This window comes from Actinokineospora guangxiensis (assembly GCF_042657845.1).
GTDB classification, from domain to species: Bacteria; Actinomycetota; Actinomycetes; order Mycobacteriales; family Pseudonocardiaceae; genus Actinokineospora; species Actinokineospora guangxiensis.
The window spans coordinates 83,294-106,416 of the sequence record NZ_JBHSKF010000020.1 but is presented as its reverse complement, the minus strand read 5'-3'; the positions used below and the strand labels follow the sequence as shown (position 1 = coordinate 106,416).

The 23,123-nt window shown below is 73.9% G+C and carries 22 protein-coding genes; 7 read left to right on the top strand and 15 right to left on the bottom strand.

Features of this window, described 5'->3' with window-relative positions; all coding sequences use genetic code 11:
• Positions 1–118: 118 nt before the first annotated feature.
• The gene (locus ACFPM7_RS28680) at positions 119–841 is read right to left on the bottom strand and encodes a class I SAM-dependent methyltransferase (RefSeq protein ID WP_378250950.1); all 723 of its coding nucleotides are present in this window, start codon (positions 839–841) and stop codon (positions 119–121) included.
• A 111-nt stretch (positions 842–952) separates the two neighbouring features.
• Between ACFPM7_RS28680 and ACFPM7_RS28675 the strand changes: the two genes are divergently transcribed.
• Positions 953–1,456, top strand: a complete 504-nt coding sequence (locus tag ACFPM7_RS28675; protein WP_378250949.1) for a DinB family protein — start codon at positions 953–955, stop codon at positions 1,454–1,456.
• 280 nt (positions 1,457–1,736) lie between these two features.
• Here ACFPM7_RS28675 and ACFPM7_RS28670 read toward each other — a convergent pair whose 3' ends face one another.
• The 4 genes from ACFPM7_RS28670 to ACFPM7_RS28655 form a co-directional block, all read right to left on the bottom strand.
• Positions 1,737–2,504 carry an SDR family NAD(P)-dependent oxidoreductase gene (locus ACFPM7_RS28670; RefSeq protein WP_378250948.1) on the bottom strand — a complete coding sequence of 256 codons (768 nt, stop codon included), beginning with the start codon at positions 2,502–2,504 and terminating at the stop codon, positions 1,737–1,739.
• 11 nt (positions 2,505–2,515) lie between these two features.
• Positions 2,516–3,178 carry a TIGR03089 family protein gene (locus ACFPM7_RS28665; protein WP_378250947.1) on the bottom strand — a complete coding sequence of 221 codons (663 nt, stop codon included), beginning with the start codon at positions 3,176–3,178 and terminating at the stop codon, positions 2,516–2,518.
• 45 nt (positions 3,179–3,223) lie between these two features.
• Positions 3,224–4,399 carry an LCP family protein gene (locus ACFPM7_RS28660; protein ID WP_378250946.1) on the bottom strand — a complete coding sequence of 392 codons (1,176 nt, stop codon included), beginning with the start codon at positions 4,397–4,399 and terminating at the stop codon, positions 3,224–3,226.
• A 98-nt stretch (positions 4,400–4,497) separates the two neighbouring features.
• Complete coding sequence (locus ACFPM7_RS28655) at positions 4,498–6,069, bottom strand: LCP family protein (RefSeq protein WP_378250945.1); 1,572 nt, start codon at positions 6,067–6,069, stop codon at positions 4,498–4,500.
• A 179-nt stretch (positions 6,070–6,248) separates the two neighbouring features.
• Here ACFPM7_RS28655 and rfbB point away from each other — a divergent pair, with 179 nt between their 5' ends.
• On the top strand, positions 6,249–7,232 hold the full coding sequence (rfbB, locus tag ACFPM7_RS28650) for a dTDP-glucose 4,6-dehydratase (protein WP_378250944.1): 984 nt from the start codon (positions 6,249–6,251) through the stop codon (positions 7,230–7,232).
• 1 nt (position 7,233) lies between these two features.
• Positions 7,234–8,118, top strand: coding sequence for a dTDP-4-dehydrorhamnose reductase (gene rfbD, locus ACFPM7_RS28645; RefSeq protein ID WP_378250943.1), 885 nt, complete (start codon positions 7,234–7,236; stop codon positions 8,116–8,118).
• Here rfbD and ACFPM7_RS28640 read toward each other — a convergent pair.
• From ACFPM7_RS28640 to ACFPM7_RS28625, 4 genes are all read right to left on the bottom strand, one after another.
• A complete protein-coding gene (locus ACFPM7_RS28640) occupies positions 8,099–8,887 on the bottom strand; it encodes an MHYT domain-containing protein (RefSeq protein ID WP_378250956.1) in 789 nt (262 codons plus the stop codon). The two genes, rfbD and ACFPM7_RS28640, sit on opposite strands and share 20 nt — an antisense overlap.
• Before the next feature lie 608 nt (positions 8,888–9,495).
• Complete coding sequence (locus ACFPM7_RS28635) at positions 9,496–10,572, bottom strand: glycosyltransferase family 4 protein (protein WP_378250942.1); 1,077 nt, start codon at positions 10,570–10,572, stop codon at positions 9,496–9,498.
• Complete coding sequence (locus ACFPM7_RS28630; protein WP_378250941.1) at positions 10,565–13,108, bottom strand: glycosyltransferase; 2,544 nt, start codon at positions 13,106–13,108, stop codon at positions 10,565–10,567. Before ACFPM7_RS28630 ends, ACFPM7_RS28635 begins: the two co-directional genes overlap by 8 nt.
• Before the next feature lie 163 nt (positions 13,109–13,271).
• The gene (locus ACFPM7_RS28625; RefSeq protein ID WP_378250940.1) at positions 13,272–14,156 is read right to left on the bottom strand and encodes a glycosyltransferase family 2 protein; all 885 of its coding nucleotides are present in this window, start codon (positions 14,154–14,156) and stop codon (positions 13,272–13,274) included.
• 23 nt (positions 14,157–14,179) lie between these two features.
• On the opposite strand from ACFPM7_RS28625, the gene ACFPM7_RS28620 reads away from it, so the two are divergent.
• From ACFPM7_RS28620 to ACFPM7_RS28610, 3 genes are all read left to right on the top strand, one after another.
• Positions 14,180–15,223 (top strand): glycosyltransferase, encoded by a 1,044-nt coding sequence (locus ACFPM7_RS28620; protein ID WP_378250939.1) that lies wholly within the window; start codon positions 14,180–14,182, stop codon positions 15,221–15,223.
• A gap of 61 nt (positions 15,224–15,284) precedes the next feature.
• Entirely contained in the window at positions 15,285–16,436 is a 1,152-nt protein-coding gene (locus tag ACFPM7_RS28615) for a glycosyltransferase family 4 protein (RefSeq protein ID WP_378250938.1), read from the top strand.
• Between the two features lie 74 nt (positions 16,437–16,510).
• The gene (locus ACFPM7_RS28610; RefSeq protein ID WP_378250937.1) at positions 16,511–17,368 is read left to right on the top strand and encodes a glycosyltransferase; all 858 of its coding nucleotides are present in this window, start codon (positions 16,511–16,513) and stop codon (positions 17,366–17,368) included.
• Positions 17,369–17,380: 12 nt separating this feature from the next.
• Here the strand turns inward: ACFPM7_RS28610 and ACFPM7_RS28605 are convergent, their stop codons facing one another.
• The gene (locus tag ACFPM7_RS28605) at positions 17,381–17,749 is read right to left on the bottom strand and encodes a hypothetical protein (protein ID WP_378250936.1); all 369 of its coding nucleotides are present in this window, start codon (positions 17,747–17,749) and stop codon (positions 17,381–17,383) included.
• A gap of 94 nt (positions 17,750–17,843) precedes the next feature.
• Positions 17,844–18,938: a mannose-1-phosphate guanylyltransferase gene (locus ACFPM7_RS28600; RefSeq protein ID WP_378250935.1), complete on the bottom strand. Its 1,095-nt coding sequence runs from the start codon at positions 18,936–18,938 to the stop codon at positions 17,844–17,846.
• Positions 18,939–19,022: 84 nt separating this feature from the next.
• Here ACFPM7_RS28600 and ACFPM7_RS28595 point away from each other — a divergent pair, with 84 nt between their 5' ends.
• The gene (locus ACFPM7_RS28595) at positions 19,023–19,922 is read left to right on the top strand and encodes a DNA-3-methyladenine glycosylase family protein (protein WP_378250955.1); all 900 of its coding nucleotides are present in this window, start codon (positions 19,023–19,025) and stop codon (positions 19,920–19,922) included.
• Position 19,923: 1 nt separating this feature from the next.
• Here ACFPM7_RS28595 and ACFPM7_RS28590 read toward each other — a convergent pair whose 3' ends face one another.
• From ACFPM7_RS28590 to cofD, 4 genes are read right to left on the bottom strand one after another with little or no spacing between them, the layout of a single operon-like run.
• The gene (locus tag ACFPM7_RS28590; RefSeq protein ID WP_378250934.1) at positions 19,924–20,277 is read right to left on the bottom strand and encodes a GntR family transcriptional regulator; all 354 of its coding nucleotides are present in this window, start codon (positions 20,275–20,277) and stop codon (positions 19,924–19,926) included.
• Positions 20,274–20,810, bottom strand: a complete 537-nt coding sequence (locus ACFPM7_RS28585; RefSeq protein ID WP_378250933.1) for an NUDIX hydrolase — start codon at positions 20,808–20,810, stop codon at positions 20,274–20,276. The genes ACFPM7_RS28590 and ACFPM7_RS28585 overlap by 4 nt, the downstream gene beginning before the upstream one ends.
• Positions 20,807–22,135: a coenzyme F420-0:L-glutamate ligase gene (locus ACFPM7_RS28580; RefSeq protein ID WP_378250932.1), complete on the bottom strand. Its 1,329-nt coding sequence runs from the start codon at positions 22,133–22,135 to the stop codon at positions 20,807–20,809. The genes ACFPM7_RS28585 and ACFPM7_RS28580 overlap by 4 nt, the downstream gene beginning before the upstream one ends.
• Positions 22,128–23,120 (bottom strand): 2-phospho-L-lactate transferase, encoded by a 993-nt coding sequence (gene cofD / locus ACFPM7_RS28575; protein ID WP_378250931.1) that lies wholly within the window; start codon positions 23,118–23,120, stop codon positions 22,128–22,130. Before cofD ends, ACFPM7_RS28580 begins: the two co-directional genes overlap by 8 nt.
• Positions 23,121–23,123 lie beyond the last annotated feature (3 nt).

Here is a 23,123-nt window from a genome sequence, read left to right as displayed (position 1 = left end):
GCCAGAGCTGAATCGGCCGAGCTTTCTTCGCGAGGACTCGCGAGCAGTTCCAGCAGTGAGTGGAGCCATTCGGTGTCCAGCTGGACGAACCGGCTGTGTTCGGCGGTGCGGCTCGCAGTCAGGTGGTCATCGGTGGCGCCCAGAGGATCAGGTACGCCATGCCCAGGACGCCGTGCCAGCCGTGGAGCCAGGCTCGGCGGTGGTTGTCGGCTTTGGTGGTGATGGCCGCGTGCTCGGGGTGGGTGGGGTTGGCGGCCAGCCACTTCTCGTAGCCGAGGGCGTGGCGGGACTGGAAGTCGTTCCACTCGTCGGGGCTCGCTTCGGCGATGTGGAGGGGGCGGTAGCCGCAGGTGAGGGCCAGGTCGACCAGTTGTGGCAGGGTGCCGTACTCCTCGCGGGTCATCGGCATCTCGGCGAGTTGGGCGGTGGTGGGTTCGGTGCGCCAGTAGCACTCGCCCATGAGTAGGCGGCCGGCTGGGCGCAGGGAGCCGCGGAGGGTGTTCAGCGCGCCTTCGGTGGTGGACCAGATGTGGGTGGAGCCGTTGACGACGATGACGTCCGCGGTGCCCGTCCACGCTGTTGCGTCGCCGGTCTCGAAGGCGGCGGTCACGCCGCGGGCGGTGGCGCTCGCGCGGGCGTGGGCGATGGCGTCGGCGTCCTGGTCGATGCCGAGGGCCACCGCGCCGCGGGCGGCGGCGCGCAGGAGGAGTTCGCCCCAGCCGCAGCCCAGGTCCACGACGTGGTTGCCGGCCAGCGGGCCCAGGTGGTCGAGGAGGCGGTCGGCCCGCTCCGACGAGAGGGGGCAGTTGAAGTCGAGGTCCTCGTGCAGGGGTGGGATCACGCTCGGCAGGGTCGCCGACGAGCGATGTCGGGGCAATCCAGTTTCGACTGAGGACCGGATCTGTCCGCAATGCCTTCTAGGCTTGGTCTTACCAACCGAGAGGGGCACCCGATGAGCACCACCGCGCTGACCGTCGAGCGGACCGACATCCTCGAATCCCTGCGCAAGGCGCGGTACTTCCTGCGGCACACCGCCGCCGGGCTCACCGAGGAGCAGGCGCGCACCCGCAGCACCGTCAGCGAGCTGACCGTCGGCGGGCTGGTCAAGCACGTCGCCGCCACCGAGCTGGGCTGGCAGCGGTTCATCACCGAGGGCCCCGCGAGCATGATTCCCGACGACTACTCGGCCTGGGCCGACGACTTCCGCCTCACCGACGCCGACACCCTCGACGGCGTCCTCGCCCGCTACGCCGAGATCGCCGCGGAGACCGACCGGCTCGTCGCGACCACCGACCTGGACGCGGAGACGCCGCTGCCGGAGGCGCCCTGGTTCGAGGCGGGGGCGGCCTGGACGGCGCGGCGGGTGTTCCAGCACCTGATCGCCGAGACCGCGCAGCACGCGGGGCACGCGGACATCATCAGGGAGTCGATCGACGGGCAGAAGTCGATGGGGTGAGGCCGGGTGAGCTGGGCCGAACGGGGCACCGGGGCGCGGGCGCCCGGCAGGATCTGGGCCGTCCGGGGTCGTGGGGTTGCCGGGAGGCACGATCCGCTGTGACCCTGTGGATGTGACCGGGCGCACATGTTCGCACTGCGACGGCCTGGGGGTGCTGCGCTGGCAGCAGGCCTTCCCCGTGGCCGACGGGTTCGTGCTGCGCGAGATGGAGCATCCGTGTCCGATGGGGTGCGGCGAGATGTGGGTGCATCCGGCCGCCGAGGCGGGGCTGGTGGTCGAGTCAGCGGCGGAAGAGCCGGGTCACCAGGGGCTGGTAGAGCGAGCCGAGTAGGCGCGGAAGAGCGTCGATCACGTAGGCGTCCGGGCCGACGAGGATGCGGGCGCGGTCGCGGCGGGCGCCGGAGAGGATGACGCGGGCAGCGGTGTCCGGGGTGGTCATGGCCACCCGGTCCAGCGAGCGGCCGAAGGCGGCGCGCTCGGCGGGCACCGAGGTCCTGGCGTTGCGGGCGATGTTGGTCTTGACCCCGCCGGGGTGCACGCACGAGACGCCCACGCCGGTGCCGCGCAGCTCCTGCCGCAGCGCCTCGGTGAACCCGCGCACCGCGAACTTCGCGGCGTTGTAGGCGCTCTGCGACGGCACCCCGATGAGCCCGAAGACGCTGGAGACGTTCACCAGGCTGCCCCGCGACTCGACCAGGTGCGGCAGGAACGCGCGCGTTCCGTGCACCACGCCCCAGAAGTTGGTGTCCACCACCCATCGGAAGTCCTCATCGGACATCTGCCGCACGGTCCCCTTGAGCGCCACCCCGGCGTTGTTCACGACCAGGTCGACCCGGCCGAACTCGCCCGCCACCTCGGCGGCGTGGGCGTAGACGGCATCGCGGTCGGTGACGTCCACCCGGTAGCCGCGGGCGCCGGTCTCCGGCAGCTCGGCCACGTCCGAGGCGGCCACCAGCGCGCCCTCGGCCAGCAGCGCCCGCACCAGCGCGGCCCCGATGCCCGAGGCCGCTCCGGTCACGACGGCGACCTTGCCCTGGAACGAACGCATGCGCGGTGCTCCTAGATGTCGAGGGTGGTCCGCTCGGTCTCGCGGTGCTTGGCGAGCCTTCCGGTGTCCGCACTGGACACCTGGACGACCGATCCGCCCGCGGCCAGCGGGGAAACCAGGGCGGCCAGCACGCCGTCGGGAACCGTCCAGTCGCGTGTGGACAGAACGCGCGCCCCGGCGGGGAGGGTGCCTGCGGCCAGCACCTCGGCGACCGAGAGCCCGGCCAGCGCGGGCGCGGACTCCGCGACGTCCACGGCGAAGTAGTCGTCGCCGAACAGCCGGGCCTCGCCGACGAAGTCCACCGCCGCGCCGACCGGCCCGCCGAGGTCGCGGCCCATCGGGTCCAGCGAGACCGCCGCCAGCACTCCGGAACCCGCCAGGTCGTCCTTCGTCGTGAACGTCACCCGGGCCTCGCCACCGGCGACGACGTGCGCCCCGCACCACCACGCGCCCAGCAGCACACCCGCGGTCTGCCAGTGCGCGGGCAGCCGCACCGCCACCGGGTCGCCCGGCTCGACGTCGTGCTCGTCGACCAGCCAGTTGGCCGTCTTGGCCGCCCAGTTCGCCAGCGTCGCCGCCGACAGCTCGACGCGGGTGCCCGCGGCGTCGTCGTAGTGGGTGACGGCGGGACGCGCGGGCGCCAAGCCGCGCAGCAGGGACTCGGTCAGGTTCACCGCACGATCCTCTCAGCCGCCGTCGGGGTGTCGGGCGGGCGGCCCTCAGTCGACGCAGGGCGCGGCGGCGCGGGCGCGGCCGTTGAGGGACAGCAGTTTGCCGCCCGCCAGGCCGTCCTCGCGCACCGAAGGCGGCGCGGGCTTGGGCGGGGGCGCGTCGGAGAGCAGCTTGGCGACGTAGTTCTTCACCGCGGGGACGTCGACGCTGACGATGCTCTGGCCGTCGGCGCTGCGGCCGTCGGCGCTGGTGACCGGGATGGTGGTGAACTCCACCGCGCCGGAGGCCAGGGCCTGGGCCTGGTTGACCAGGTCGAGGAAGTGCAGGCCCGGGTCCATGACGACGGTCCTGGCGACCGCGTCCTCCAGCCTGCCGAGGCGGTCGGGGTCGGTGAGGGTGCCGCCGCTGAGGACCTTGTTCATCGCCGAGGCCAGGAATGTCTGCTGGCGCACGATGCGGCCGAGGTCGCCGTTGGGCAGGCCCTTGCGCTGGCGGACGAAGGCCACCGCGTCGCCGCCGCGCACGGTCTGCTGGCCCGCGCGGAAGTTCGCGCCGGAGTCGGTGTCGCTGGTGCCCTGCTTGAGGCAGACGTCCACGCCGTCGATGGCCTCGGTGAGCAGGTAGAAGCCGTAGAGGGTGATCTCGGCGTAGTGGTCGACGCGCACGCCCGTCAGGCCCTGCACGGCCTGGATGAGCGCCGTGCGGCCGGTGCTGTCGGACTCGCGCTCGATCCTGGCGCGGTCGGGCTCGCCCGCGGCCACGAGTTCTTCGGCCTTGCGCAGTTTCGCCGTGCCGAACGCGCTGTTGATCTTGCGGTCGCCCAGGCCCGGCACGGCGACGTAGGTGTCGCGCGGGATGGACACCGCGAACCCCTTGCCGCCGTCGCGCGGCAGCCGCAGCAGGATCAGGGTGTCGGTGTTGACCGTGTCGGTGGCCTCGGTGCGCAGCAGGCTGAGCACGCTCGGGGACAGCGGCCTGCCCTGCAGGTCGGTGCGGGTGTCGCTGCCGACGAGGAGGATGTCGTTGGCGCCGTCGTCGGCCGGTGGCGCGTCCGGGGCGTTCTGCGCCTCGACCACGGCGTCGGTCGTGGTCACCTTGTCCTGGAAGGTGTCCACCCGCGCCCACACCACGGCCATCGCCGCGACCACCGCCGTCGAGACCAGCGCGATCACGCCGCGTCCCGCCCAGAGCAGCCCCCGGCGGGCCCCCGCCTTGTCCGTCACGATCCCTCCTCCGCCCTGACCAGCCTAGGCCGTGCTCGGACGCGGGAGCGCCGACTCCCGCGCGCGACCCGCACACCGATCACAGATCGTGATGGCGGTCAGTTCACGCAGGGGACCGACCCGGCGGCCACCGTCGTCGGCGCGGAGCCCGTCGTGGTCGGCGCGCCCGGCTGCATGCGCAGCAGCTTGCCGCCGGAGTGCCCCTGGACCTCGAAGCCGGTGCCCAGCACGACGCGCACGTGCCCGGCCGCCAGCGAGGCGTCCTCGGTGAGGGTGAACGCCCCGCCCAGCGACTTCGCCACCGCCTCGGCGTTGGCCAGCTCGCCGGTCGCGTGCCGGATGGCCGAACCCGCCTGCACGGCGGCGTCGCCGACCTCGCCGCGGCCGAAGCCCAGCCCGGCCAGGGTGTCGAGCACCCCGCCGGCCAGGCCGATCGTGTTCGAGGCGTTGCGGACCTCGACGGTGATGCCCTCGCGCCCGTCGACCTCGGCGGAGATGCCGCCCGCCGTGCTGGTCGGCGGCGTCGCCTCCCAGTCCGGGCCCAGCCGAGGGGGCAGCGCCGGGCCCGTGCTCGTGCCGGTGGCCTCCTGGTCGGCCACCCCGGTGATCCGCTCGACGTAGGCGCGCACCTGCGCCGGGTCCACGGCCAGCACCGCCGCGCCGCCGATGGTGGCGTCACCCTGCGTCGGGATCGTGTGGAACTCGATGTTGCCGCTGCTCAGACCCGACATCTGCGAGGCGAACCTGGTCAGGTTCCAGCCGTTGGACAGCACCACCGAGCGCTGCACCGCCGTCACCAGGTCGCGGGCCTTGGACGGGCTGGTCAGCATGTCCGCCGAGAGCACCTTCTCGGCGAGGGCGCCGAGGAACACCTGCTGGCGCACGATGCGGTCGAGGTCGCCGTTGGGCAGCCCGTAGCGCTGGCGCACGAAGGACAGCGCCGCCCGCCCGGAGATCGTCTGCTTACCGGCCCGGAACTTCGCTCCGGAGCGCCAGTCGTCCACCGGCTCGTTCAGGCAGACGTCGACGCCGCCGATGGCCTTGGTGACCTCGTAGAAGCTGGCCAGGTTGACCTCGGCGTAGCGCTCGATGCGCAGCTTCGGCCCGACCAGGCGCTCGACGGCGGCGATGAGGTTCTTGCGCCCGGCGACGGTGGCCTTCTCCTCCAGCTCCCGCGGGTCGTCCACGCCCTGTTCCTGCAGCGTCCTGCGGGCGTCGTTGTAGGCGGCGGGGAAGGCCGAGTTGAGCCTGCGCTTGCCGAAGCCCTCGCCGATGTCGACGTAGGAGTCGCGGGGGAAGGAGAACGCCACCGCGCGCCGCCCGTCGACCGGGATGTGCACGAGGATCATGGTGTCGGTGTTGCGCTCGCCCTCGGCCTCGCCCGCGTTGAGCATGTCCAGCACCTCGCGCGGCAGCGGGTTGCCGTAGGCGTCGGTGCGGCTGTCGACCCCGACGAGCAGCAGGTCGACGGCGCCGTCGAGCGGCTCGGGGCCGGAGTCGGCGACCTCGGCGGAGATGACATCGGTGGTGACGGTGCCCTCGTCGACGTCGCCGAAGGTCAGCCACCCGTAGGCCGTGGCGGCCAGCACGCTGGCCGAGACCAGTGCGGCCACTCCGCGCACCAGCACCCGGCCGCCCTGTAACCAGGCGTCCTGCGCACGCTCGTCCACGCGCGTTCCTCCCCGTACCCCCAGGCCCGTCAACTGCCAATTTACCCAGACTCGACCGGCTTGGCCGTATGTGCCTGTACCGGTAGAGCCGCCTTATCCGATAGAACGCGGTGGAGAGGGCCTGACGTTGCCCCCGCGCGTGGCAGGATTCGGCCCTGATGACGACCGATGGGATGGATATGAAGGTTCTGGTCACCGGAGGGGCGGGCTTCATCGGCTCCCACTACGTGCGGCAGGCCCTCGGCGGGGCGTACCCGTCGCTGGCCGACGCCGAGGTCGTGGTGCTCGACCTGCTCACCTACGCGGGCAACCGGGCCAACCTCGACCCGGTCGCCGACAGCCCCCGCCTGCGCTTCGTGGAGGGCGACGTCTGCGACGGCGCCCTGCTCTCCACGCTGCTGCCCGGCGTCGACCTGGTCGTGCACTTCGCCGCCGAGTCGCACGTCGACCGCTCGATCACCGGGTCGGCGGAGTTCATCCGCACCAACGTCCTGGGCACGCAGACGCTGCTGCAGGCCGCGCTGGACGCGGGGGTCGGCAGGTTCGTCCACGTCTCCACCGACGAGGTCTACGGCTCGATCGAGGACGGGTCGTGGCCCGAGGAGCACCCGCTGGAGCCGAACTCGCCCTACGCCGCGTCCAAGGCGTCGTCGGACCTGATCGCCCGCGCCTACGCCCGCACGCACGGCATGCCGGTGTGCATCACGCGGTGCTCGAACAACTACGGGCCGTACCAGTTCCCGGAGAAGGTCATCCCGCTGTTCACCACCAACCTGCTCGACAACAGGAAGGTGCCGCTCTACGGCGACGGCCTCAACGTGCGCGACTGGCTGCACGTGGACGACCACTGCCGGGGCATCCAGCTCGTCGCCGACGGCGGCCGGGTGGGCGAGATCTACAACATCGGCGGCGGCACCGAGCTGACCAACCGCGAGCTGACCGCGCTGCTGCTGGAGGCCACCGGCGCCGACGAGTCGATGGTGCAGCCGGTGATCGACCGCAAGGCCCACGACCGGCGCTACTCGGTCGACATCTCCAAGATCTCCCGCGAGCTGGGCTACGCGCCGCGGGTGACCTTCGAGCAGGGCCTGGCCGAGACGATCGCCTGGTACCGGGACAACCGGGACTGGTGGGAGCCGCTGCGGGCGCGGACCGGGGTGTGACGTGCTGACGCTGCTGGTGCCCGGGGGCGGCGGCCAGCTCGGCCGCTCGCTGGCCGCGCTCTCCTCGCCGGAGCTGACCGTGCTCGCGCCGACCTCGGCCGAACTCGACGTGACCTCGGCGGGGGCGGTGATCGCCGCGGTGTCCGCCCTGTCCGGGCCCGCCGTGGTCGTCAACGCCGCCGCGTACACGGCGGTCGACGCGGCCGAGACCGACCAGGCGCGGGCGTTCGCGGTCAACGCCGACGCCCCCCGGGTGCTGGCGGCGGCGTGCTCCTCGCGCGGCGTGCCGCTGGTGCACGTCTCCACCGACTACGTCTTCCCCGGCGACGCGGATCGTCCGTACGAAGTGGACTCGCCCGTCGGGCCGAAGTCGGTGTACGGGCTGACGAAACTGGCCGGGGAAGAGGCCGTCCTCGGGTCGGGCGCGCGCGCGTGGGTGGTGCGCACGGCGTGGATCTACAGCGGTTTCGGGTCCAACTTCGTCAAGACGATGGCCCGGCTGGAGGGCGAGCGCGACAAGCTCGCGGTCGTCGACGACCAGCGCGGCGCGCCGACCTGGGCGGCGGACCTGGCCGGGGGCCTGGTGGAGCTGGCGCGCGCGATCGCGGCGGGGAAGGGCCCGCGGTCGCGGGTCCTGCACTGCACGAACGCGGGCGAGGTGACGTGGTTCGGATTCGCCCGCGCGGTCTTCGAGCAGCTGGGCGCCGACCCCGCGCGGGTGTCGGCGTGCACGAGCGCGGAGTACCCCAGGCCCGCCGAGCGGCCCGCGTACTCGGTGCTCTCGGACGCGGCGTGGCGGGCGGGCGGGCTGACCCCGCTGCGCCCGTGGGAGGCCGCGCTGGCGGCGGCGTTCGCGGCCGGGGCGTTCACCGACGGCGGTTCATGAGCTTCTCCAGCTCGCTGTCGGCCCACTGGTCCTCCTTGATCTCCTCGCCGTTGGGGGAAACCGCGACGCCGAGCAGGGTGAGCGCGGTCACCACGGCGATGACGAGGGTGAGCGGGACGAAGAAGTCGTAGGCCTCGACGCCGTGCAGGGCCTGCGCGGTGCCGCCGACGACGTTGACGTGCATGGCGGCCATGCCGGTGTAGTGCATGCCGCTGACCGCCAAGCCCATCACCAGCGCCGCGCCGATGGTCGCCACGATCCCGATGATGTTGAGCGCCGCCCAGAGCGCGGCCGTCGAGGCGATCACGGCGATGACGATGGAGAGGACCAGCAGGAGCAGGTCGTAGCTGACCTCGGCGTGCATGTTCATGGCCGAGATGCCGAGGTAGTGCATCGTCGCCACGCCCGAGCCGGTGATGAACCCGGCGCCGACCAGGGAGCCCCAGCCGCTGCGGGAGAACACCACGGCCGAGAGGCCGAGCCAGACGATGCCGACGGCGACGACCAGGCTGATCAGGGTGACGATCACGTCGTAGCGGACGACTGTTCCGGAGACGGAGAAGCCGAGCATGGCGACGAAGTGCATGACCCAGATGCCGGTTCCGCCGATGGAGACCGCTCCCAGGGCGATCCAGGACCATCTCGCGCCGCCTCGGTGGAGTCTGGCCCGTTGCATGCTGAGCAGGCCGAGGGCGCAGCCCAGGCAGGAGAGGGCGTAGGCGAGGAACGGGGTGATGGCGCCTGAGGAGAAGTGGTTGATGTGACCCATGGGGGTCACCGAACCATAGAAAGTTGGACTAAATGAGTGAGTCGTGGATCACAGTTGCCTCTCGATGGAGGGTCAAGATCGGCTTCTGTTACTGAGCGTGGTAGCGGGGTTGCTCGGATAGAGTAACTGGGGGTTGTCCACAAGGGCTGGGTTGGCTTGGCGGTGGGGGTGATTGGGTGGATAGCCTGGCGGCGGGGGGCCGGATATTCGCTCGGCTCCGCGGGTGGCGGTCGGCTCCGGCTCTGGCTCCGTGTGCTCTGGCTCCGTGTGGGTGGGTGCGTTGGCGGGGTGGGTGTCCGATGGGGTGAATTCGCTTCGGCGGGGCCCCTACGAAGAATCGCCGCAGCGTGAGACTAAGGGCGAGGCCGGCAAGCCGGTCTCACGCACGCCAGGTTAGCGGCGATTCTTCTCCCCCACCGAAGCGAATTCACCCCATCGGACAGGCTGTGGAGGGGCGGGTTGCCGGGGGTGGCGGGGCAGGCCGTGGGGGGTGGGGTTGCCGGGGGTGGCGGGGCGGGCTGCGGGGGGTGGGGTGCCGGGGTCGCGGGCCGGCGGGCTGTGGCGTGGCGGGAGGTTGTGAGTCGGGCCGGGGTGGGGTGAGCGGCGGGTCAGGCGCGGGCCTTGTGGTAGGCGGCGATGGTCAGTTCGGCGCAGTGGCGCCAGGTGTGGCTGGCGGCGTGGGTGCGGCGGGCGGTTTGGGTGGCGGGGGAGGGGGGGTTTTCCAGGGCGGCCGTCAGGGCGGTGGCCAGGGCTTCGGTGTCCTCGAAGGGGACCAGGGTGGCGTGGCCGCCCGCCACCTCGCGCAGGGCGGGGACGTCGGTGCAGACCACTGGGACGTCGCAGGCCATGGCTTCCAGGACGGGGAGGCCGAAGCCCTCGTCGCGGGAGGGCAGGGCCAGGGCCGATGCGCCCGCGACCACGGCGCGGAGGTCCACTTCGGACAGGTAGCCCGTCGACAGGACTCGGGGGGAGGTCACCGCGTGGCCGGGGCCCGCGAGGACCAAGGGGGGGAGGGACGGGGTCGCGGCGTGGGCGTCGAGGAGCCAGTGCAGGGCCTTGCGGGGGCCGGCGCCGCCGACGAAGAGCAGGTACTCCGACGGCAGGCCCAGGCGTTCGGACAGGGCGTCGTTCGGCGGGCGGGCGGTGAACCAGGCCAGGTCGACTCCCAGCGGGGTCACCGCGATCCGTTCGGCGGGCACGCCCAGGCGCTCGGTCACCCGGTCGGCGACGGCCTGGGTCGGCACGCACACCATGCGGGCGCGCTGCGCGGAGATCGCGACCAGTTGGGGGAGTTCGGCGTCGCTGGGGGGCAGGTCGTCGGGGGCGTCGAGGAAGGCCAGGTCGTGGATGGTCAGGACGCCGCGGGCGCGCAGCGCGGCCGGGAGGACGAAGTTGGTGCCGTGCACGATGTCGGCCATCCCGGCGAAGAGTTCCACCGGCGGGAACGGGCCCTTGAGCCACGCCTTGCGCAGCAGCCGGGCGGGCACCGGGATGCCGCGCGCCTGCGAGCCGTGCGGCAGGACCCGGCGCAGCGCGCGCCACCCGCGCAGGGTGAAGGCGACCGCGCGCATGGACACCCCGGCCGCGGCGGCCAGCTCCTCGGCCAGCGCCGCGGTGTAGCGGCCGATGCCGGTGCGCGCGCCGAGCAGCGGCGTGCCGTCGATGAGCACCCTGAGGTCAGCCATCGGCCCGGCCTCCCAGCCGCTCGCGGGCGACCCGGCGCACCCGGCCCGCGGCGCGGCGGGCCAGCTCGCCTGCCCCGCCCGCGTCCAGGTACTCCTTGACCAGGCCCGCGTCGCGGCGCAGTCTGCCCGCGACGCCGAGCGCCGGGACCTTCGACAGCGTCGAGCCGCCCGGCAGGCGGTCGGCGGCCGGGCGCGGCGAGCGGCAGAACGCGGTCAGCGGGGCCAGCACGTTCTCCCAGGTGAACCGCTCGCGCACGACCGCGATCCGGTCGCGGCAGGCGGCGGCGAACTCCTCGTCGTAGAGCACCTTCTCCAGCGCCGCCGCCAGGGCCGTCGGGTCCTCCGAGGGCACCACGACGCCCAGGCCCTCGCGGCGCACCAGCGCGGCGAACGAGTCGCCGTCGGTGGTGACGATCGGCAGGCCCGCCCACAGGTAGTCCAAGACCCGGGTGCGGAAGGCGAAGGTCGTCTCGACGTGCTCGAAGTGCGTGGTCACCCCGCAGTCGGCGTCGAGCAGCCAGTCCTGGCGCTGCTCGTAGGGCACCCAGGTCTCGTTGAAGAACACGTGCCTGCCGGTCAGGCCGAGCCGGGCCGAGAGCGCCCGCACCCGCGCCCCGATGTCCATCTCCGGGACCTCGGGGTTGGGGTGCTTCATGCCCAGGAACACCAGCCGCGCGTCCGGCCGCCTGCCCGCCAGCTCGCCGACGGCCTCGACCAGGGTCAGCGGGTCGAACCAGGAGTACACCCCGCCCGCCCACAGCATCACTCTGCTCGATCCCCCGGCGTCCGCCGCCCCGATGTCGGCGCCCGCCAGCAGCTCGCCCTTGATCGGCGAGCGGCTCTGCTGCGGCGGTTTGCCCGGCAGGCCGAACGGCACGACGTCGAGCAGCGAGCGCAGCGTCGGGTCGGTGTCGTAGATGTCGGGGGTGAGCCTGCCGAGGGCGAGCAGGTGGCCCAGCCAGAAGTGCCGCTGCCGCTCGGAGGCGCAGATGAAGAAGTCGCCGCGCTCCAGCTGGGCGTTGAGCACCTTCGTCACGCCGATGAGGTCGCGCTCGCGCTGCTCGGCGATGCCGGAGGCGCCCTGGTCCTTGCTCTGCTCCAGCAGCTCAAGGTGCATCGGGTCGTAGACGTCGCAGACCACGAGCTTGGTCGAGTCGGCCTTCTTCAGCTCCGGGGCCAGCTCCAGGGCGTGGCCCTGCAGCACGATGATGTCGGCCCAGGCGACCTGGGCGGGCAGGTCGCGGCGGCGCACGCCGAGCACCGGGAACGGCGCGGGCGGGGGCGCGCACACCGGGTTGACCGTCACCAGTCGCACCTCGTGCTCGGCGGCGAGGACGTCGGCCATGTTCCAGGCGCGGATCGCCGGGCCCGCCATGCGCTCGGAGACCGCGTCGCCGGTGATCACCAGCACCCGCCTGCGCGCGCCGAAGGCGGACTCCAGGCCGAACGCCTCGACCAGGATGTCGTGGGCGGCCAGGTAGCGGGGCAGCGGGTAGGCCGGTTCCATGGTGCGGCGCATCAGCGGGAGCAGGTCGGCGTCGGTGCGGACCCGGGTGCGCTGGATCTCCGCGCGGGAGGCGGCCAGCGACGGCAGCAGCTCCACGAACTGGTCGACGGCGAGCACGCCCGCCAGCGCGGTGGCCGGGATCGTCGTGGACACCGCCCGCGCGGCCCCGTCGCGGACCTCCAGCTGCGTGGGGTCGATCTCGCCGCGGGCGGTGGCCCTGCGGATGGCCAGGGCGAGCGCGGCGGGCAGCGCCTTGGCCAGCGACTCGTCGGAGAGGTTCTTGTAGAGCGCGGCGAGGGCGTTGCGCTCCAGCAGGTACAGCTCGCGCGCCTCTGCTGTATCCACTTTGGACATCGAGGCGTGGTGGCGGTGGTAGGCCAGCGACGCGGGCTCGTAGCGCACCCGCCAGCCGCGCAGGTTGAGCCGCCAGCCGAGGTCGACGTCCTCGTAGAACATGAAGAACCGCTCGTCGAACCCGCCCAGCTCGGCGAACACCGACGTGCGGACGAACATCGCCGACCCGGTGGCGAAGAGGGCGTCCCTGGCCACGTCGTGCCCGCCGTCGTCAACCTCGCCCGCGTGGCGCTTGTAGCCCATCCCGAACCAGGTCAGGCCGCCGTCCACGAAGTCGATCTTCTCGCCGTCCCAGTCCAGCACCTTGCTGGCCACGCAGGCCACGTCGGGGTGCTCGGCCAGGGCGCGCACGGCGGCCTTGGCCCACTGCGGGTGCGGGCGGGCGTCGTTGTTGAGGAAGGCCAGCACCTGCCCGCGCGCGTGCGCCGCGCCGAGGTTGCAGCCGCCCGCGAACCCCAGGTTCTCCGGGCTGCGCACCAGCTCGACCCCCTCGACGGCGGCGATCCGCTCGGCGTCCTCACCCCCCGAGGCGTTCTCGACGCAGATGACCTGCAGCCGCTCGGCCGGGTAGTCCAGCTCGGCCCGCAGCGCCCGCAGGCACGCCACCGTGTCCTCGGCCCCTCGGTAGTTGACCACCACGACCGACAGCTCGGGCAGCACCCCCTGTGCCAACACCGCCTCCTCACTCCGGTCCGCGCCGGTCCCACGCCAGTACCGCACAGCGTGCCTCATCGCGGGCAGTGATGAAGGGTCGACCGGCGGGGAAGTCCCGAACCGGGAGGTACCGGACCCGGAGCCCCCGCCGCCGACCACGGAAGGCGATCACCGCCGAGGCCGCTCAGGCCCCGGCCCACTCCCGCCAGACCGCCGCCCGCGCGGCCCGCGCGCCGACCGGTCTCGGCAGCCGCCGCAGCACCTGGCCCAGCACCCGCAGCCGCAGCCCGACCCGGAAGTTCGGCGCGTCCGGCACCCCCCGGCGCAGCGGCAGCATCGCCGTCAGCGCCGCGAAGCGGGCCACCTGCCGCCACGCCACCGCGCGCGGGGCGCAGCGCAGCAGGGTCCACAGGCGGTTGCGCTCGTTCCACAGGTGGAAGGCGGGCGAGCCGATGGCCGTGCTCGCGCCGTGCGCGTGCTCGACCCTGGCCTCGGGGACGGCGATGACGTCCCAGCCCGCCAGGCGCATGCGCCACGAGGTGACGGTGTCCTCGTAGTAGCAGAAGTACTCGGCGGGGACCTCGCCCGCCAAAGACGTGCGCAGCAGGGCCGCGCCGCCGCAGAAGCCGAACACCGGGGCGGCGGTGGCGTCGGCGCCGTGGCCGTCGGGGGTCAGGCGCACGCCGAGGGACTGGGTGGTGCCGTCGGGGCGGACCAGGCGCGCGCTCGCGGCCGCGGCGCGCGGATCGGCGTCCAGGGCGTCCTCCATGCGGGCCAGCCAGTCGGGGGCGGGCAGCGCGTCGTCGTTGAGCCAGGCGGTGAACTCCGTCTCGGCGCGCACCGCAGCGAGCGCTCCCGCGTAGCCCGCGTTGGCCGGGAGGCGGCGGACTTCGACGTCATGCCCGGCGACGTCCTGGCCTGCCAGGACCTCGGCGGTGCCGTCGTCGGAGGCGTTGTCCACCACGATCGTCCGATGTGGACGGGTCTGGGCGGCCAGCGCGGCCAGGCAGGCGGCGATGCGGTCGCGGCCGCGCCAGGTGACGACGACGACCGTCGTGCGGGCATCCACGGCGACGACCGTACCCTTGCCGCGTGCCCGAGCTCTCCGTGCTCACCGAGCAGCTGCTCGCGCCCGTGCCCGGCGGCACCGGCCGCTACACCCGCGAGCTGGCCGCCGCCCTCGCCGCCACCGCCCCCGACGGCTGGAGCGTCACCGGCGTCACCGCCCGCCACGCCGACACCGCCGCCGCCGAGGTCCCCGGAGTCCGGACCCGGCGCCTCGCGCTGCCCCGGCGCGCGCTCGCCCTGGCCTGGGAGCGCGGCCTGCCGCCGCGCGTCGGCGGCGCGTCGGTGCACGCCCCGACCCCGCTGTCCCCGGACGGCGCGGTCGTCACCGTGCACGACACCGTCCCCTACAGCCACCCTGAGACCCTCACCCCGCGCGGCGTCGCCTGGCACCGGCGGATGATCGGCCGGGCCGTCCACCGGGCGAAGGCGGTCGTGGTGCCGACCCGGGCGGTGGCCCGCGACCTGTCCCGGCGCGCGCCCGGCCCGGTCCCGGTGCACGTCGTCGGGCACGGGGTCACCGCGCTGCCCGCGCCCGCCGACCCCGACGCCGTCGCCGCGCGGCTCGGCCTGCCCGGGGAGTACGTCCTCGCCGTCGGCACCGTCGAGCCGCGCAAGGGCATCGACCTGCTGGTGCCCGCGCTGGCGTCGGTCGGTCTGCCGCTGGTCCTCGCCGGGGCGAAGGGCTGGGGCGAGGTCGACGTGCAAGCGCTTGCGGCCCGCCACGGCGTGCGGGTCGTCGGGCTCGGGCGGATCAGTGACGAGGAGCTGGCCGTGGCGCTGCGCCGGGCCGCCGCGCTGGCCGCGCCGAGCCGCGCCGAAGGGTTCGGGCTGCCGCTGCTGGAGGCCATGGCCGCGGGCGTGCCCGTCGCCCACTCCGACGACCCCGCCCTGGTCGAGGTCGCCGCCGGCACCGGGGCCACCCACCGCAGGGGCGACGCCGAGGACCTGGCCAGGGCGATCCGCGAGGCCGTGCGGGGCGAGCGCGTCGCCGACGCCGCGGCCAGGGCGGCCGAGTTCACCTGGACCGCGGCCGCCGAGCGGATCTGGGCGGTGCACCTGGGCGGGTGACGGCGGGGCCAATTCCGGCGTTCGGGAGATGCCTGGTGGGCCACGTCGTACGCTAGGCCGCGTGTCTACGGCCGACCCGCGCGTCCTCGTCGACGCGACCGCCGTGCCCGCCGACCGGGGTGGCGTCGGCCGCTACGTCGACTCCCTCGCCGCCGCGCTGGACGCCGACGGCGCCGCGCTGAGCATCGTCTGCCAGCCCCGCGACGCCGTGCTCTACAGCACCCTCGCCCCGCACGCGCGGATCGTGCCCGCCGTCGAGGCCGTCACCGCCCGCACCGCCCGGCTGACCTGGGAGCAGACCACGCTGCCCCGGCTCGTGCGCAGGCTCGGCGCGCAGGTGCTGCACTCCCCGCACTACACGATGCCGCTCACCGGCCCGGCCGCCTCCGTGGTCACCCTGCACGACGCGACCTTCTTCACCGACCCGGTGCTGCACCACTCCATCAAGGCCCGCTTCTTCCGCGCCTGGACCAAGGCCGCGCTGCTGCGCGCGGGCCGCTGCGTCGTGCCCAGCGTCGCCACCGCCGACGAGCTGGCCAGGGTCGCGGGCGCCCAGCGCGCCCGGATGGAGGTCATCCAGCACGGCGTCGACACCGACCGCTTCCACCCGCCCTCGCCCGCCGAGGTCGCCGCCGCCCGCGCCGCCATCGGCCTGGGCGATCAGGAGTACGTCGCCTTCCTCGGCGCCCTGGAGCCCCGCAAGAACGTGCCCGCCCTGATCCGCGGCTTCGCCGAGGCCTGCCGGGGCCGCGCCGACCCGCCCGCCCTGGTGCTGGCCGGCCAGCCCGGCTGGGACCACCAGATCGAGCGCGCGCTGGACACCGTCCCGCACCGGCTGCGCGTCATCCGGGCCGGGTACCTGCCCTTCGACACGCTCGCGGGCTTCCTCGGCGGCGCGGCGCTGGTCGCCTACCCGTCGCTGGGGGAGGGCTTCGGCCTGCCCGTGCTGGAGGCCATGGCCTGCGGCGCGTGCGTGCTCACCACGCGCAGGCTCTCGCTGCCCGAGGTCGGCGGCGAGGCCGTGGCCTACTGCGGCGTCGGCGCGGGCGACATCGCCGCCGCCATCGCCGACCTGCTCGCCGACCCCGCCCGCCGCGCCGTGCTGGCCGCCGCCGCCCAGGAGCGCGCCAAGGAGTTCACCTGGGGCACCTCGGCCGAGCGCCACCGCGAGGTCTACGCCGCCGCCCACGCCGCGCACCGGCGCCTGCGCTAGGCCGTTTTCCAGGCGTGCGGACTTCACGCACCCCGCACCGGAAACACCGCCCAACCCTGGCAGGATGTCCGACCGTGACCGAAACCAGCTACGGAGACGCCCTCGCCGTGGTCACCGTGACCTATTCCCCCGGCGAGACCCTGCAGCGCTTCCTGGAGACGCTCACCGACGCCACCACCCGGCCGGTCCAGGTCGTCCTCGCCGACAACGGCTCCACCGACGGCGCCCCGCAAGCGGCGGCCGAGACGTGGGACAACGTCGCCCTCGTGCCGACCGGCGGCAACCTCGGCTACGGGGGCGGGGCCAACCGCGGGGTCGCCGGGCTCCCGGCCGACGTCGGCTGGGTCGTGGTCAGCAACCCGGACCTGGAGTGGGGGGTCGGCAGCATCGACACCCTGCTGGAGGCGGCCAAGCGCTGGCCGCGCGGCGGGTCGTTCGGGCCGCTGATCACCGGGCGCTCCGGCGAGGTGTACCCCTCGGCGCGCGAGGTGCCGTCGCTGGGCCGGGGCATCGGGCACGGTGTGCTGGGCCGGGTGTGGCCCGCCAACCCGTGGACGCGGGAGTACAAGCAGACCGAGACCGACATCCGCGAGCGCGAGGCGGGCTGGCTCTCCGGCTCCTGCCTGCTGCTGCGCCGCGAGGCGTGGGACTCCGTCGACGGGTTCGACTCCCGCTACTTCATGTACTTCGAGGACGTCGACCTCGGCGAGCGCCTGGCCAGGGCGGGCTGGCAGAACGTCTACGTGCCCTCGGCCGAGGTCATGCACATCCAGGGCCACTCGACGGCCAAGGCGTCCAGCCGGATGCTGGCCGCCCACCACGAGAGCGCCTACCGGTTCATCGCCGACCGGCACCGCGGTCCGCTCTGGGCGCCCGTGCGGGGCGCGGTGAAGGCCGGGCTGACCCTGCGGCTCAAGGCCCAGGACCGCTAGAACCGGGACGGCCTAGAACCCGCCGTCGAGGCGTCGGGTCAGCGACGAGCGGTCCGCGCGCTGGGTGGTCGTCGGCAGGATGCCGCCGACCTCCTCGGGGGCGGGCACCGGGGCGGGCGCGGGCACCTGCGCCGACCCGGGGCGCGGCGGGGAGGCCAGCGACTGGGTCGCTGCCTCCTGGGCGATGGCGGGCAGCTCGTCCTCGGCGATCGCGAAGACCGAGGTGACCTCGGGGTCGTCGATCTCGTGGACCACCCGGCGCGGGATCTGCACCGTCGCGGCGTGGTCCATGGGCGAGGTGGCGCTGTCCGGGGTCACGACGTACGCGCCGCGTGCGCGGGCCCTCGCCAGGATGGCTTCGGCTCGCTCGCGGGGGTCCATGCGGCGCCCTTCCTCGAATCGCTGGTGCTGCTGCCAGGGTAGCCCGATCACCACGTCGCGTCAGCGGAAACCGGTGGTGCGCTCAAATGACCGGTCAGAGCAGGTCCGTCGTGCCCCGCTCGCGCAGGACCTCGGTCAGCCGCTTGATGTCCTGGGCGCGGTCGCGCCTGCACACGAGCAGCGCGTCCGGGGTGTCCACGATGATCATGCCCTGCACGCCCAGGGCGGCCACCAGCCGGTCACCCGGGACGATCACGGTCCCCGGGCTGTCCACGGCGACGACGTCGGCCGCGCCGCCGGTGGAGACCACCTGCGCGCCCCCGGCGTCGGCGCCCAGCAGGTCGCCGAGGGAGTCGAAGTCGCCGACGTCGTTCCAGCCGAAGTCCCCCGGCACGGTCGCCACCAGGCCCTCGGCCGAGGCGGGCTCCATCACCGCGTACTCCACGGCCACCTTCGGGATGCCCGGCCAGACCTCGGCGAGCACCGCCTCCTGCTCATCGGTGTCCCACGCGGCGGCGATGCGCTCGACCGGCTCGGCCACGTCCGGCCTGCGGGAGCGCAGCTGGTCGAGGAAGACGTCGGTGCGCCAGAGGAACATGCTCGCGTTCCACAGGTAGCTGCCGGAGGCGACGTAGGCCTCGGCGACCTCGGCGGCGGGCTTCTCCTTGAACTCCAGCACCGGCTGGATGACCCCCCGGCGGGCCTGCTCGCCGCAGTGCAGGTAGCCGTAGCCGGTCTCCGGGCGCGTGGGGGTGATGCCGATGGTCATCAGCCTGCCCTCGCGCGCGCCCTCGACGGCGCGGGCCACGGTCGCGGCGAACTCGGCGGTGTCGGCGATGAGGTGGTCGGCGGCGAAGGAGGCCATCACCCCGCCCGGCGAGCGCTTCTCGATCACCGCGGCGGCCAGCGCGATCGCCGCGCAGGAGTCCCGCGCCAGCGGCTCGACCAGGATGTTCGCCTCGGGCACGTCCGGCAGCTGCCGGGCGACGGAGGCGGCGTGCGCGGTGCCGGTGACCACGTACACCCGGCTCGCGGTGGCGATGGGGGCGAGGCGGTCGACAGTGGCCTGCAGCAGCGAGCGGTCGGTGCCGGTCAGGGGGTGCAGGAACTTCGGCTCGGCGGCGCGCGAGAGCGGCCAGAGGCGGGTGCCGCTGCCACCGGCGGGCACGACGACGTGCAGGTCGGTCACGGGATACCCCTCTGGAGACGGTCCGTTCACTGTAGCCAACGGGTGAACGGGGATCGGCGGGTAGTGTGCCGGGCTGTGACGGCCATCCTGGAACGGCGCTGGTCTCCCGGGCGCGCGCTGGAGTTCTCGGCGGTGGTGCGGCCGCTGCGGCGGGGTCCGGGCGATCCGGCGTTCCAGGTGGATGCCCGGGGGACGTGGCTGGCGGGCAACACCGTCGCCGGGCCGGGGACGCTGTGCGTGCGGGTGGCCGGGGGCGAGGTGCTCGCCGCCGGGTGGGGACCCGGGGCGGACGTGCTGCTGGACGGGCTGCCCGCGCTGCTGGGGGCCGAGGACGACGACAGCGACTTCACCGCCCACCACCCGGTGGTCGCCGAGGTGCGCCGCAGACGGCCGGGCCTGCGGCTGGGGTCGACCGGGCGGGTGTGGGACGTGCTGCTCGCCGCGGTGCTGGAGCAGAAGGTGACCGGCACCGAGGCCCACCGGTCGTGGCGGGAGCTGGCCCGGCGCTTCGGTGTCGCGGCTCCTGGCCCGGCGCCGGATGGGATGCGGGTTCCGCCCACGGCGGCGGCGGTGCTGGGGATTCCGTCGTGGGAGTGGCACAAGGCCGGGGTCGACCACGCGCGCAGGCGGGCGATCATCGGGGCGGCGCAGGTGGCCGGGAGGTTGGAGGGTGCCGCCCAGCTGCGGGGGGTCGCCGGGCGGGAGCTGCTCAGGAAGGTTCCGGGGGTGGGGGTGTGGACCGCCGCCGAGGTGGCGCAGCGGGCGTGGGGGGATCCGGACGCGGTGAGCATCGGGGACTTCCACCTGGCGGGGCTTGTGGGGTACGCGCTCACCGGGGCGGTGTTCGACGACGCGGCGATGATCGCCGCGCTGGGTCCGTACGCGCCCCAGCGCCATCGCGCCGCGGTGTACATCCTGGCCGCGGGGTTGGGGAAGCCGCGGAAGGCGCCTCGGTTCTCACCCCGGGACTACCGGCGCATGTAGGTCAGCGGGCCAGAGCCGCCTGGATGATGGCGACGGCCTCGTCGCGGGGGATGGTGTAGCGGCGGCAGAGGGCCGCGTAGTGCTCGGCTGCCTCGTGGACCAGTTCGCGGGGGCGGTTGCCCGCCGCGGCGACGAAAGTTCCGGCTCGGCCTCGGGTTTCGACCAGGCCGGCCTCCTCCAGTTCCCGGTACGAGCGGGCGACGGTGTTCACCGCGATCCCCAGTTCCGCGGCCAGAGCGCGGACCGTGGGGAGTTTGGCGCCGATGGGGAGGTCTCGGTCGGTGATCCGTTTGGCCAGTCCCGCCCGTACTTGTTCGTACGGGGGGACGGACGAGTCCTGGTCCAAGGGGATCATCGGAGGGCGGCCAGCATGTGGTGGATCCCGGCGATTCCGTCGGGGTCCGGGGGCAGGGCGTCGACCGGCCACCAGCGCAGGTCCACCGACTCCGAGCTCTGCACGGCCGCGGCGCCCGCGGGGGCGTGAACCACGAATCGGATGTCGTAGTGGCGGGTGGGGACGCCCAGCGAGCAGGTGATCGGGTGGACGTCCACGTGCAGGGGGGTGGGGTCGATCGTGAGGCCGCTGATGCCCGACTCCTCCTCGGCTTCGCGCAGGGCGGCCCCGATGAGGGTGGTGTCGTGGGGCTCGCAGTGGCCGCCCAGTTGCAGCCAGCGGCCCACGCGGGGGTGCAGGGTCAGCAGGACCTGGGTGCCGGTGTGGTCGAAGACCAAGGCCGACGCGGTGATGTGGCCGGGTTCGCAGGCCCGTTCGCAGGCGTCCGGGCGCGCGGCCAGGAAGCCGAGGTAGGACTGGCGCAGGGATTCCTGGGCGCGGTCGGACGGAGCCCAGGACTCCAGTACGCGCACGGTGTCGGCGTGCAGTGTCACAATTCCACCCATCCGTCCCCTGAGCGGGGTTCGCGCGGTCGCAGCGGTTCCCTGGGGTGGCCGACGGCGACCGCGCCCAAGGGTGCCCACGAGTCGGGCACGCCCAGGACGTCGCGGACCACGTCGGGGCAGAACATCGTCGAGGAGACCCAGCAGGAGGCCAGGCCCTCGGCGGCCAAGGCCACCAGCAGTCCCTGAACGGCCGCGCCGCCCGCCACGACGAACATCGTCCGCTCAGCGGATGACCGGCGTTCGTCCGGATAGGAATGAGCGCCATCGGCCACCAGGAACGGGACGACGATCTCCGGGGCGTGCCACAGGAGGTCGCCGCGGGCCACCCGCCGGGTGATACGGGCTTCGTCCCAGCCGTCGGCGGCCAGGTCCGCGCGCCAGGCCTCGCGCATCGCCGTCAGGAGGGCGTCGCGCTTGGCGGTGACGTGGGCGAAGCGGACCGGGCGGGTGTGGTGGGGGGCGGGTGCGGTCAACGCGGTCTCCGCGGCGCGGCGCAGCGCCACCGGGTCGACGGGGGCAGGGGCGAACTCGCGGACCGAGCGGCGCAGCAGGACGGCCTCGCGGCGGCCCTGCTCGAGGGCCAGGTCCGTGCCCAGGCGGAACAGGTCCTCCTCGACCGGGCGCAGCAGGTCGCGGGCCGAGCCCTGGCCACCGACAGCCACGCCGCGGACCACCGCGACCGGCACGCCCGCCAGCTTGCCCTTGACCAGGTCCGCGGCGGCGGCGACCTCGTCGGCGACGGCGATCAGGGTGACCGCCAGCTCGTTGCCCTGGCCGTCCACCTCGCCCGCGTAGGGGACCAGCACCGCCAGGCCGGAGGAGCCGATCGCGGCGTCGGTCTGGCCCAGCCGCCAGGCCCGGCCCATCGTGTCGGTGACGACGACGGCGACCTCCACGCCCAGCCGCTCGCGCAGCCCGTTGCGCAGGGCCAGGGCGCTGGCGTCCGGGTCGGCGGGCAGCAGGGCCAGCTCGCCGCGGGCAACGTTGGAGTTGTCCACCCCGGACGCCGCCTGCACGATGCCCAGGCGGTTCTCGGTGATCAGCGAGTTCTTCACGCGGGCCAGCACGCGGCGGGACTCGCTGAGCACCAGCTCGCGCCTGCGCGCCTCGGCGGCCACCGGGTCGGCGGGCACCCGCTCCAGCATGCCCTCTACTTTGGACACGACTTTGCTGGTGACGACCACGACGTCACCCGAGCGCAGCCACGGCGCCGCGGCGGCGACGGCGCCGGTCAGGTCGTCGCCGGGGCGGAACTCCGGCAGCCCGGTGACCGGCAGGATCTCGACTCCGCCGGTCGCGCCGTGCTCAGGCAAGGTCTACCCCGCCCATGTCGAGCGCCGCTCGCGCCATCGCCGCCGTCGCGTCCACATCGGACATCAGTAGCGGGACGGCGCGCACCGCGACGTTCGGGACGTCGGCGGCGTCGCCGGTGTGGACGAGCCAGGCGTCGAGGATGCCCTCCGGTGAGCAGGAGCGGGAGCCGTAGTGCCTGCCCACCGCCTCCGCGGTCGAGGGCACGCCGATGGCGGCCAGGCACGCCTCGGCCATGCCGCGCACCGCCTTGCCGCGCACGATCGGCGAGAGCCCGACCACCGGCGCCTCGGTCTTGCGCAGCGCCTCGCGCACCCCCGGCACCGCCAGCACCGTCCCCACGCTGACCACCGGGTTCGACGGCGCGATCAGCACGATGTCGGCGTCGGTGATCGCCTCGACCACGCCGGGCGCCGGTGTGGCCTCGTCGGCGCCCACCGGCACGATCGACTCGGCCTTCGGCTCCGCGCGGTAGCGGACCCACCACTCCTGGAAGTGCACTGCCTTGCGCTCGCCGGTGCCCGGCTCATCGATCACCACGTGGGTCTCCACGCGATCGTCGGACATGGGCAGCAGGCGCACGCCGGGCTTCCAGCGGTCGCACAGCGCCGCGGTGATGTCGGAGAGCTCGTAGCCTGCGCGCATCATGCGGGTGCGCACCAGGTGGGTGGCGATGTCGCGGTCGCCCAGGTTGAACCAGGAGCCCTCGGCGCCGTAGGCGGCCAGCTCCTCGCGCACGGTCCACGACTCCTCCGCGCGCCCCCAGCCGCGCTCGGTGTCGATGCCCCCGCCGAGGGTGTACATGCAGCTGTCCAGGTCCGGGCACACGCGCAGCCCGTGCAGCCACATGTCGTCAGCGGTGTTCACCACGGCGGTGATCTCGTGCTCGGAGGGCGCTTCCCCGACGGCGGGCATGCCCAACAGGTGTTTCACGCCGAGCAGGAAGCGGGCTCCGCCCACCCCGCCGACGATCGCGGCTACCTTCACGGC

Excerpts from the sequence above, each read along its gene's own strand:
- ACFPM7_RS28635 (WP_378250942.1), bottom strand. The coding sequence starts at position 10,572 with ATGGCTGACCTCAGGGTGCTCATCGACGGCACGCCGCTGCTCGGCGCG.
- ACFPM7_RS28590 (WP_378250934.1), bottom strand. The coding sequence starts at position 20,277 with ATGATCCCCTTGGACCAGGACTCGTCCGTCCCCCCGTACGAACAAGTA.
- rfbB (WP_378250944.1), top strand. The coding sequence starts at position 6,249 with ATGAAGGTTCTGGTCACCGGAGGGGCGGGCTTCATCGGCTCCCACTAC.
- ACFPM7_RS28605 (WP_378250936.1), bottom strand. The coding sequence starts at position 17,749 with ATGGACCCCCGCGAGCGAGCCGAAGCCATCCTGGCGAGGGCCCGCGCA.
- ACFPM7_RS28675 (WP_378250949.1), top strand. The coding sequence starts at position 953 with ATGAGCACCACCGCGCTGACCGTCGAGCGGACCGACATCCTCGAATCC.
- ACFPM7_RS28670 (WP_378250948.1), bottom strand. The coding sequence starts at position 2,504 with ATGCGTTCGTTCCAGGGCAAGGTCGCCGTCGTGACCGGAGCGGCCTCG.
- ACFPM7_RS28640 (WP_378250956.1), bottom strand. The coding sequence starts at position 8,887 with ATGGGTCACATCAACCACTTCTCCTCAGGCGCCATCACCCCGTTCCTC.